Consider the following 9628-nt stretch of genomic DNA (forward strand, 5'->3'; position numbering starts at 1 on the left):
TAAGCTTGCGCTCGTTTCCAAACGAGTGCATAAATAGTTATACGATTTTATCGTTGTAAACGATACCCTATTCAACGCTCGTTAGAAACGAGCGTTAGCGGAATATGAAATATTTATTTGTTATTGAGTTTTTTGATCAGGTTAACTTCATCCTGGCGGTATGGTGTGCCATCGGGCTGAAAAATTTCGTGGAACCATTCAATCGGTTCAGAACCATCTGCCAATGGGGTATCCCAGGCATATTTGGTATTGGTTTTACCTGCTGCAAAACCCCAGTTAATGGCACCTACATTTTCCTTTTTAAGCATTGGTAAAATATTGGCGAAACGGCTGTTGCGCGAGCGTGCCATGTATTCGGTACAAATCATTGGTTTGCCACTGGCTTTTAAGAGGTCGATGGTACGCTGGTGCCACTCAGGCGCCTCGTAATTGTGATAGGTAAGTACATCTGAATTGGCTAACTGGATCTGGTTAAGTTTCTCAAATTCCCATTTCCATAAACCGATCGAAATAGGCTGATCAGGATTAACGGCACGTGCCCAACTGATGGTTTTAGTTAACAAAGGGATCGTTGCTTCACCTTTCCCACTGTTTCCGGGTTCGTTGTATAAATCCCAAAGCAAAATTCTTTTATCGTGTGCAAAATGGCCAAGCACATCTTTTACATATTTTTCGAGCTCAGCAAAATTGGCTTGTTCTTTAAAAGCGGGGTCGCCCGGATCCTGTAGCCAGCCCGAATTATGGATACCGGTTTTTGGTTCAGGCTGTTTGCCAATGGCCGAAGTTTTGTTCCAGCAATCGTCGAAAAGTACAAACATGGGCTGTATACCGTGTTTTTGGCTGATGGTTAAAAACTGATCCATGCGTTTTTTAAAACCAGATGGATCCTGGCTCCAGGCTTTGCTGTATAAAAACACACGCAGGGTATTAAAACCAATACCTTCGGCCCAGCCCAGCTCTTTATCGATCAGATCGGGCGAAAAAGTATCGGCCTGCCACATTTCCAATTGGTTAATGGCGTTTGACGGAATGTAATTTGCTCCGGTTAGCCATTTATGTTGGCTATACCAGGCATTGGCTTTTTCTACCGACCATACTTTTGCAGGTTCGGTGCTTTTTTTTGTCTTTTGTGCAAAGCCAGTGCTTACGCTAAGGCTCATTACAGCAAGAAGGACGTAGTTTTTTAGGTTCATATCGGTTATATCTGATTTATTTTTTATTAGGATTTGATGGAGCGGCTAAACTTTCTCCAGGTTTTACCGGAATACCAAAATTTGGCGTACCATCTGCATTCCATTTGAATGGCTGTGCCCTTGGCGAGCGGAAGCCACCGCAACCCTGCCCTGGTTTATCGTTGGCATGATAAAGGATCCAGTCTTCTTTTCCATCAGGCGATTTAAAGAACGAATTGTGGCCTGGAGCATAAACGCCATTTTCTGGCGATTGCTTAAAAACAGGTTTATCGGCTTTTGTCCATGATTTTGGATCGAGCAAGTTACTTTTTACCGAAGCAGAAAGCATACCCAGTGCATAAAAATCCGTCCAGCAGCCACTGGCCGAATAAATGACGAAGATTTTATCAGCATGGACCAAAAACTGCGGACCTTCATTCACATCAACATGTGCTCCACCGCCCAGATCGCCGTTTTTTTCCCAGTCGAATTTTGGGCTGGAAATTTTTACACGGTTTCCTTCTACCGTCCATGGGTTTTTAAGTTTGGCAATAAAAATTTCCTGTTTACCATTATGGTCGCCTTCCCATCCCGACCAGATCATATACAACTGGCCTTTAAAATCGATCACATCGCCATCAATGGCCCATTTATCGGTTGGGTCGGTAATTTTACTTTTAAATACCCACTCGCCTTTCATCGGGTCGGCCGAAGCATTTTCCAGTACATACATGCGGTGGTTATCATTTTTACCATCATCGGCAGCAAAGTATGCGTACCATTTCCCTCTTAAAAACATGACTTCGGGTGCCCATATTTCTTTGCTGTATGCAGTTCCGGCAGGTGCTTTCCAGATGGTTTTCCGCTCGGCATCTTTAAGGCCATCCAAAGTTTTGGTTTTCCAAAGGTCTACACGGTTACCGCTAGTGTGGGTGTAATAGTAATAACCATCTTTATAATAACTGTAAGGATCAGCACCTGAGGGCAACAGGGGATTGGTAAATGTTTGTGCATTTAATCGGCCCATAACCAACAGGCATAAGGCAAACAGTAATTTTATTTTCAATTTATTCATTTTTAAAGCTTTACACCCTGCATTTTTTTCAGGTTGCTTCGTTTCATTAATTTCTAAAAAAAGCGATTTCTTTTCTTAAACCGGTTCTGTTTTGTTTCAAAATTTCTACAAAAGGAATCAATTTGTACCCTTCATTAAAAAGCGGAAGCTTTGTGGATCGATCTGCATCTGATAAATACCATTTCTATCTTTTACAAAGCCGGCTTTTACAATAGCAGTAACCCTTGGCGATACTTTCTGGTTATTGCGGTGCGTGTGGAAAACATATTGTAAAGCTCCGTTTTCGTCTGTAAAAAAGTCACCATGTCCTGTTCCGTTAATTTTTAATAGTTTTCTGCTGATAATCGGGTTCTCTTCATATTTTATCCACGGACCGGTTGGAGATTTTGAAATGGCGTAACCTACTGCATAATCGGGATTTCTGAAATCGTTTGCTGAATAAAAAAGATAGTACAATTTGTCTTTTTTGATAACAGTAGGGCCTTCGGTTACCGGCCAATCGGTTTTGGCAGTATTTTCCCAGAATTGGGTACCCGATATACATTCTTTTGCGGTTTGTGGGATTACGTCAGAAAAATCATTTCTGAGTTCGGATACATAAATTCGGTTACCATTGGTCAATTTTACGTGATAGAGGTAATTTTTGCCATTGGTATCAGTAAACACGAAGGGATCGATCTGTTTTCCGGTTCCTGAAATGGCTTTTAATGTTTTCTGCTTAAAGGGCCCCAGCGGACTTTTACTCTGCGCAATAGCAATCTGCTCATCGGCCGTGTAGGCCATAAAATAGGTGTTACCCCTTTTAAATACCTGCGGCGCCCAAAAACCTTTGCTCCCGAAAGCATCGCCCTTTTTTAAAGCATAACCATTATTTTCGGTCTTTTTGCTCCAGTTTTTAAGGTCTTTTGAGGTATATACCAAAAAACCTTCATCACCGCTTGTACCATATAGGTAATAAGTACCCTTATCTACAAAAATGGTTGGATCCGCCAGGTAAATGGTATCATTCAATTGCTTTGCGTGCAATTTTTGATTAACAGCACATAGCGAAAGGCATAAAAGAAAAGCGAGGAGAGATTTCATTCTGATGATTTGCTCAGGTAAGATAATGATTATGATAGAAAAGGAGCTTGTATTCTAAATTAGAATTGTCATCCTGAGCCTGTCGAAGGACCTTACTTAACACTTTACAAGGCATTTCGACAAGCTCAACGTGACAAAATCTATAAAACCAGTTTACAATACAACCTCTCTTTTAATTAAAAACTGATTTTAGTAACCGGGGTAAAAATGAGGTCGTCTACACCGGCAATTTTAACACCGATCCTGGCGAACACATAATTTTGAGTGGGTACCAGCGTAGGGATGGTTACACTCATGTTCAGGTTATTGAGATCGGCAATGGCAGCACCATTAAGCTGCTGCGTGGCGATGTTATTGCTGCCATCTACAAACTGTGTTTTATTGATGTAGAGCGATACATTTTCAATATCCTTCGCATCGGCATTGGTAATAATTTTTTCGAGTTTGCAGAAACCATTTACCTTGCCCGCAGCTGCTGTAAGTGTGGCTCCGCGGATCATGTAATAAGGCATTACTTCAATATCCAGGCTTTTACTTCCGTTAATGTTTACGGCAATGGTATCCTGCCTGCCGGCAGCATTCTTTTTCCACAAGAAAGGACCCTGATTCGGCGAAAAAACCAGTTTGTAATCGCCGTTGAACAGTTTTGCAGAATAGTTACCATCCTGCGCCACATTTACATTTAAGGCCGAATAGTTACCAAAACCCGATTGCCAAAGTTCGAAAAAAACCTGTCCGTACTGTACGTTAATGGCTTCACCTTTATATACAATTCTTCCGGTAAAATCGGCTTGGGGTGCATCGTAATTATCTTTTTTGCATGAAGAAAAGAGTACAGCAATAAGTGCCCCTATCACGAAATAAAATTTATTTTTCATATCTATATCTGTTACTGGTTAGGGTTTCTCACAATTTTCGGGTTTCCGTTAAGTACATCCTGCCCTATCGACGAATAGTAATTACCGATACGGAAACGGTGCGCGGCCGTTACTCGGCTAGGCTTAACTACCTTGAAAACATATTTTAAGTGATTTGCATTGCCTGGGTTATAATATTTGTAAGGCCATAAACCAAATACCTGTGTACTGGTGCGCGTAGCGCTACCTATATTGGTGGCATTGATAAAATCGTTGGTCGACATGTTATTGCCGTTCCACACTTTATCGGCCAGTCTCCAGCGTTTCATATCCCAAAGCTCGTGGCCTTCGAAAGCAAACTCTACCTTACGTTCGTGTACAATGCGGTCGAAAGTAATCTGCGCAGGTGTTAATGCGATAGTTAGTCCGGCACGGTCGCGTACGGGTTTAATATATTCGGCGGCAGCAGCTAAATCGCCCAGTTCGAAGGCTGCTTCTGCTGCATTTAACAATACTTCGGCGTAACGGTAACGCACCCACCAAACATCGCTTCGGGTACCGATCTGCCCTGATCCTTTAGCAGGATCGAGATATTTACGCACATAAAAACCTGATTGAGCACTGAATTCCAAACCATCTATCGGACCATCGCCCCCCACTACCTGTACGGAGCCTGAGGTACCCGGCAGGGCATTGGTTTTGCTCTGTCCAAAATTATCGCCGGTTACAATCGAACCATCGGCCAGTTGGTAACCTGCCCAGATATCAACCGCTTTACCTTTAAACAGCGTTCCCGGAAGGATTACGGTACCTGCCAAACGGGCATCACGGCCTGCAAAAATATCGGTAATACCCGCATAGTAAACCGGGTTACCACTACCATCAACCGAAGCCATGGAGGCGTAGGTATTATCCAGTTTCTCGAACGATTGTACCAAATTTAAGGATGGATTTAAACGCCCACCCTGCGCTTCCTCTGCTGATGAGCGTGGCTGGTTATCGATGGTAAAACCATGCACTTTATTGGTTTTTAGCTTAAAGTCTTTTACAAAAATCACTTCAGGATTATTGCTTTTATCGGTAAAAAGTGCTGCAAAATTATCTGATAAGGTTGGGTTCTTTTTATACAGCGTATACTTGCCACCTGCAATAATTTCTTTGGCAGCATTTAACGATTTTGTAAAATAACCATTGGCCAGCGAAGAAGATATGCCAACTTCGCCGCCAGGCAGGGTAAGCTGCGAATTGCTGTATTTTGCAATAGAACCTGCGTATAAAGCAGCCCTCGACTCCATGGCCAAAGCAGCAGCTTTTGTAGCCCTGCTCTGAACGGTTGGATCATCGGGCAGTATGGTTTTAATGGCTTCGAGTTCGGAAATCACAAAATCGTACACTTCGCTTTCTTTCGATCGCGGAAACTGGAGGTTAGCCACATTACCGCTGTTATCATATTCTAAAGGAGTAGTTAACAAAGGAACACCGCCCATCGCTTTAACCATTTCGAAATAAACTCCTGCCCTGATAAAACGTGCTTCAGCCAGAAAGCGGTCGCGATCTTCTGCCTTTAACTGGGTTGATTCCTGCCCGCGTTTGATAAACATGTTCAGGTCGCGGATATAGCCGTAAACGCCCAAATCCCAGTATCGCCACGAATCGTATCCATACTCTAAATTTTGGTGACGACCGTAATCTCCACCTGATGATGCGAATGCTTCATCAAACACAGTAAATATTGACCATGCCTCTATCGTTTGGTAATCGGGATAGCGATCGTAAAGGTCGCCTACCACAGTAAGTACCAGATTTTGATCTTTCCACACGGCATCAATTGGCAGTACATTGGTAGGTTGTTTATCTAAAAATTCTGAATCTTTTTTACACGACTGCGCAAAACCCAAAAAGGCAATGGCAGCAAATGCACATATATATTTTTTCATCTGATTAGTTTTTTTCATGTTACAGCGTTAATTTAAAACCGATGTTAAAAAACTTGTTCTGTGGATATTGCAGGCCATTATCGTCGGCAATTTCCGGATCAACACCATAATCGCTCAGGTTATCAAGCGAAAACAGGTTATAACCGTTAACGTATATCCTGGCATTCTGGATCTTGATTTTTTCTGCCCATCTTTTCGGGATGGTATAACCAATTTCCAATGTACGTGCACGCAGGTACCTTACGTTATGTAACCAGAATGTAGAATTTCTTTTGTAGTTACTGTGCCCGCCATCGTTAAAACGCAAAGCAGGATATTTACCCGGTATCCACGCGCTGTTTAAGTCGTATGGATTGGTGCGGTGCCAGCTATCATCGGCAAAACTCTGTAATAAAGCACCTGTGTTCTGGAAAGCCCAGCGTTGCTCCCAGTTCTGGTTCCATGAGTACATGCTACCACCCGAAAAATCGGCTGTAAAATCGAAGTTTTTATAAGAGCCTCCAATTGTAAAACCAAACATTACATTAGGTTGTCCGGTAGCGGTGTAACCAATTGGTCTCTCATCTAAACCATCAATCACGCCATCGCCGTTCTGGTCTTTATAAATTAAATCTCCAGGCAATAATGAGCGATTGCCCTGCCCGTCGATGTTTACTTTATAATTGTTGATCTCGTCGATGTTCTGGAACTGTCCGGTAACTTCATAACCCCAGAATATATCGGTATAACGCTGATTTTGGCTATTTCTGTAGTTATCCCACGAGTTGCCATAACGTGGTTTGTACTGATCCAGAAATTTTCTCCTGCTGATGGAAATGTTTCCACCCACGTTGTAATTAAACTCACCAATTTTATCGCGGTAGTTAAGTGCAAACTCGGCACCGAACTGTGCGTCGCTCTCCAGGTTTTCGGCAGGTAGCTGATAACCCAGTTCGATCGGTACAACCACATCGTTTTTAATTGCTTTTAGCCCCGAGCGTTTCCTGTAGAAATAATCAGCTGTTCCGGTAAGTTTGTTATTAAACATGGTGAAATCCAGACCGATATCGGCAATTTTGCTTTTAAACCAGGTGAGGTTATTGATTACGGGTCCTTTATCCCTCGAAGTGGTAATACTTTTTCCGTCCAAAATGGCTGTACCCGCATTGTATCGATAACCTGTAAGATAAGCGAAAGGATCAATATCGATATCATCATCTCCGAGTACACCGTAAGAGGCACGGATTTTCAGATCGTTCAGAACAGTACTTTCGCCCAATAGTTTTTTCATAAACTGCTCTTGTGTAATTCTCCATCCAATTGATGCAGATGGGAAGTAACCTACGCGGCGATCTGGTGCGAATTTCCACGAAGCATCCCTGCGGCCCGAAAGCTCCAGGTAATACTTGTTATCATAATTGTAGTTAAACCTCGCTACGTAACCGATACGGGCCTGCTCTTCCTGCAGATCAACGAAATCCTGTCCGTCCATATCAGCAAACTGCAATACAGGTAAAAGATTGGTTTGAGGTACGGCATGCTGAAAAGAGTAGGTCCTGAAACGGTCTAAACGTTCGGCCACCAATACACCGCCAATGGTATGTTTACCAAAAGTACGGTTGTAATTGGCCTGGAGCTGATAGGTATTGGTATAGATTTTTTCGTACCTGCGCTCCCTGTAGGGATTCGAACTTCCTATTTTCTCTTCGTAAACACCAGTTTCGGGGTGGTAGGTATATACATTATAAGTATACTCATGTCCGTTGATCACGTTATCGGCAATGTAATAAGAATACAATCCTTTAATCTCCAAACCTTTTATCGGCGTATCGTACGAAGCTGATAAATTGGTCTGCAATACACGCCAATCAGATTTCCAGTAACCGGATAATGCTTTGCTCTGAACGGCAAACTGCTCTGTATTGTGGCCGATATCGTTCGGATAATTCGGGTTGCCATTGGCATAGGCCTGTTCGGTTGGTCTGTTTCTTAACAAGGCAAAACGTGCGGCAAAATAATCATCCCCACCTGGTACACCCGGCTGATCGCGGCTTTCGATACGGCCGTTGATCAACATACCCACCTTAAAACGGTCTGTAATTTTAGCTTCGATATTACTCTGGATGTTTGTTCGGTTAAAATCGAACTCGCGTGCCTTTCCATATACTCCTTTTTGATCCAGATGCGTAGCCGAGAAATAATAATTTACCTTATCGCTACCACCTGATGCACTTAAATTAACAGAACTCTGTGGTGCATTGGGTGCAATAATAATGTCTTTCCAGTTCTGGCTCTGGTAACCATATTCCGTTCCTGCTTTCCATTTTTCGAGTTCGGCAGGAGTTATATCGGTTTTGCCATTCTGGTTTAGCTCGGCGGTTGCCTTGCCCAGCATCCATTGGTAGGCATCGGTAGTTTCCGGAAAACGTACCCAGTTCTGCCATCCGGTATAAGCATCAACCGTAAAAGTATTGCGTGTACCGTTTTTACCCCTTTTAGTGGTCACCAAAATTACCCCGTTTGATGCACGGCTACCATAAATTGCTGCTGAAGCATCCTTTAAAACGCTGATGCTTTCGATATCATTGGGAGAAATGTTGTTAAACTGACCTGCATCCTGTTGTATTCCATCAATTACGTACAACGGATTGCCCATATTACGTATCTGGATGTTGGCACTCGAACCAGGTCTTCCATCAGGCATCCTGAACGATACCCCAGGCAGTTTTCCCGCCAAACCGGTACTAACCGTAGAACCACCATGTACTTTTTCGAGTTCTTTACTACTGATGGATGCAATGGCACCGGTAATGGCTTCTTTTTTCTGGGTGTTGTACCCTACCACCACTACCTCGCTAAGGTCGTTATCGGATGGTTTAAGTTTAACATTAAGCTGCGTTCGGCCCGCCAATGCAACTTCCTGATTGGCATAGCCAACATATATAAAGATCAGCGTGGCATTTTTATCGGCAACCTGTATTTTAAATTTCCCACTTACATCGGTAGTTGCCCCCGTACTGGTACCTTTAACTTTGATGCTGGCCCCAACAACCGTTTCGCCTTTCTCATCGGTAACCGTACCGGTAACTGTATTCTGCTCCTGTGCACTGAGCTGAAATGAAAGTAAGAGCAGGATAATTGAGCTAAAAATAACGGAGAGTACTTTGCGCTTCAGAAACTTTTTTTGATGCAAGCACCCAACCTTAGCTATAAAGTCGCTAAAAGAGTATAGAGTTCTTTTCATATTAGGTAGGGATTTGGTTAGTTATTGGAAGTAAATGGTTTTAGTTCTATTTAATTCCAAATCAAAGATTCGGTTTTTAGCTCTAGGGAGGGAGCGTATTTGTATCAATATTTCTGCAATTTGTCTCGATTTGTGGTGAATGGGAAGCCTCCAAAGTTTTTATGGGCAAAGCTACTGCCAACTTCGGAAGTATAGGTCAGGCCTGGAATGGTTAGCCACAGAAAACGCGAAAGGTTAAACATTCTGCATTACTTTGTGAAAAGACCTCGCAGGTTTTAAAA

At 42.8% G+C, this 9628-nt stretch carries 6 protein-coding genes; all 6 read right to left on the bottom strand.

Features of this window, described 5'->3' with window-relative positions; genetic code table 11:
* Positions 1-113: 113 nt before the first annotated feature.
* The 6 genes from B2V92_RS06985 to B2V92_RS07010 all read right to left on the bottom strand — a co-directional run bounded on the left by B2V92_RS06985 (position 114) and on the right by B2V92_RS07010 (position 9347).
* Entirely contained in the window at positions 114-1193 is a 1080-nt protein-coding gene (locus B2V92_RS06985; RefSeq protein WP_293306165.1) for a cellulase family glycosylhydrolase, read from the bottom strand.
* A 16-nt stretch (positions 1194-1209) separates the two neighbouring features.
* Positions 1210-2247 carry a glycoside hydrolase family 43 protein gene (locus B2V92_RS06990; RefSeq protein WP_293306167.1) on the bottom strand — a complete coding sequence of 346 codons (1038 nt, stop codon included), beginning with the start codon at positions 2245-2247 and terminating at the stop codon, positions 1210-1212.
* A gap of 117 nt (positions 2248-2364) precedes the next feature.
* The gene (locus tag B2V92_RS06995; protein WP_293306169.1) at positions 2365-3330 is read right to left on the bottom strand and encodes a glycoside hydrolase family 43 protein; all 966 of its coding nucleotides are present in this window, start codon (positions 3328-3330) and stop codon (positions 2365-2367) included.
* 176 nt (positions 3331-3506) lie between these two features.
* The gene (locus B2V92_RS07000) at positions 3507-4208 is read right to left on the bottom strand and encodes a DUF3823 domain-containing protein (RefSeq protein WP_293306170.1); all 702 of its coding nucleotides are present in this window, start codon (positions 4206-4208) and stop codon (positions 3507-3509) included.
* Between the two features lie 11 nt (positions 4209-4219).
* Complete coding sequence (locus tag B2V92_RS07005; RefSeq protein ID WP_293306172.1) at positions 4220-6124, bottom strand: RagB/SusD family nutrient uptake outer membrane protein; 1905 nt, start codon at positions 6122-6124, stop codon at positions 4220-4222.
* 19 nt (positions 6125-6143) lie between these two features.
* A complete protein-coding gene (locus B2V92_RS07010; protein WP_293306174.1) occupies positions 6144-9347 on the bottom strand; it encodes a SusC/RagA family TonB-linked outer membrane protein in 3204 nt (1067 codons plus the stop codon).
* Between the last annotated feature and the right edge of the window lie 281 nt (positions 9348-9628).

Source organism: Pedobacter sp. UBA5917 (assembly GCF_002432345.1).
GTDB lineage: Bacteria > Bacteroidota > Bacteroidia > Sphingobacteriales > Sphingobacteriaceae > Pedobacter.

Excerpts from the sequence above, each read along its gene's own strand:
- B2V92_RS06995 (WP_293306169.1), bottom strand. The coding sequence starts at position 3,330 with ATGAAATCTCTCCTCGCTTTTCTTTTATGCCTTTCGCTATGTGCTGTT.
- B2V92_RS07000 (WP_293306170.1), bottom strand. The coding sequence starts at position 4,208 with ATGAAAAATAAATTTTATTTCGTGATAGGGGCACTTATTGCTGTACTC.
- B2V92_RS07005 (WP_293306172.1), bottom strand. The coding sequence starts at position 6,124 with ATGAAAAAATATATATGTGCATTTGCTGCCATTGCCTTTTTGGGTTTT.
- B2V92_RS06990 (WP_293306167.1), bottom strand. The coding sequence starts at position 2,247 with ATGAATAAATTGAAAATAAAATTACTGTTTGCCTTATGCCTGTTGGTT.
- B2V92_RS06985 (WP_293306165.1), bottom strand. The coding sequence starts at position 1,193 with ATGAACCTAAAAAACTACGTCCTTCTTGCTGTAATGAGCCTTAGCGTA.
- B2V92_RS07010 (WP_293306174.1), bottom strand. The coding sequence starts at position 9,347 with ATGAAAAGAACTCTATACTCTTTTAGCGACTTTATAGCTAAGGTTGGG.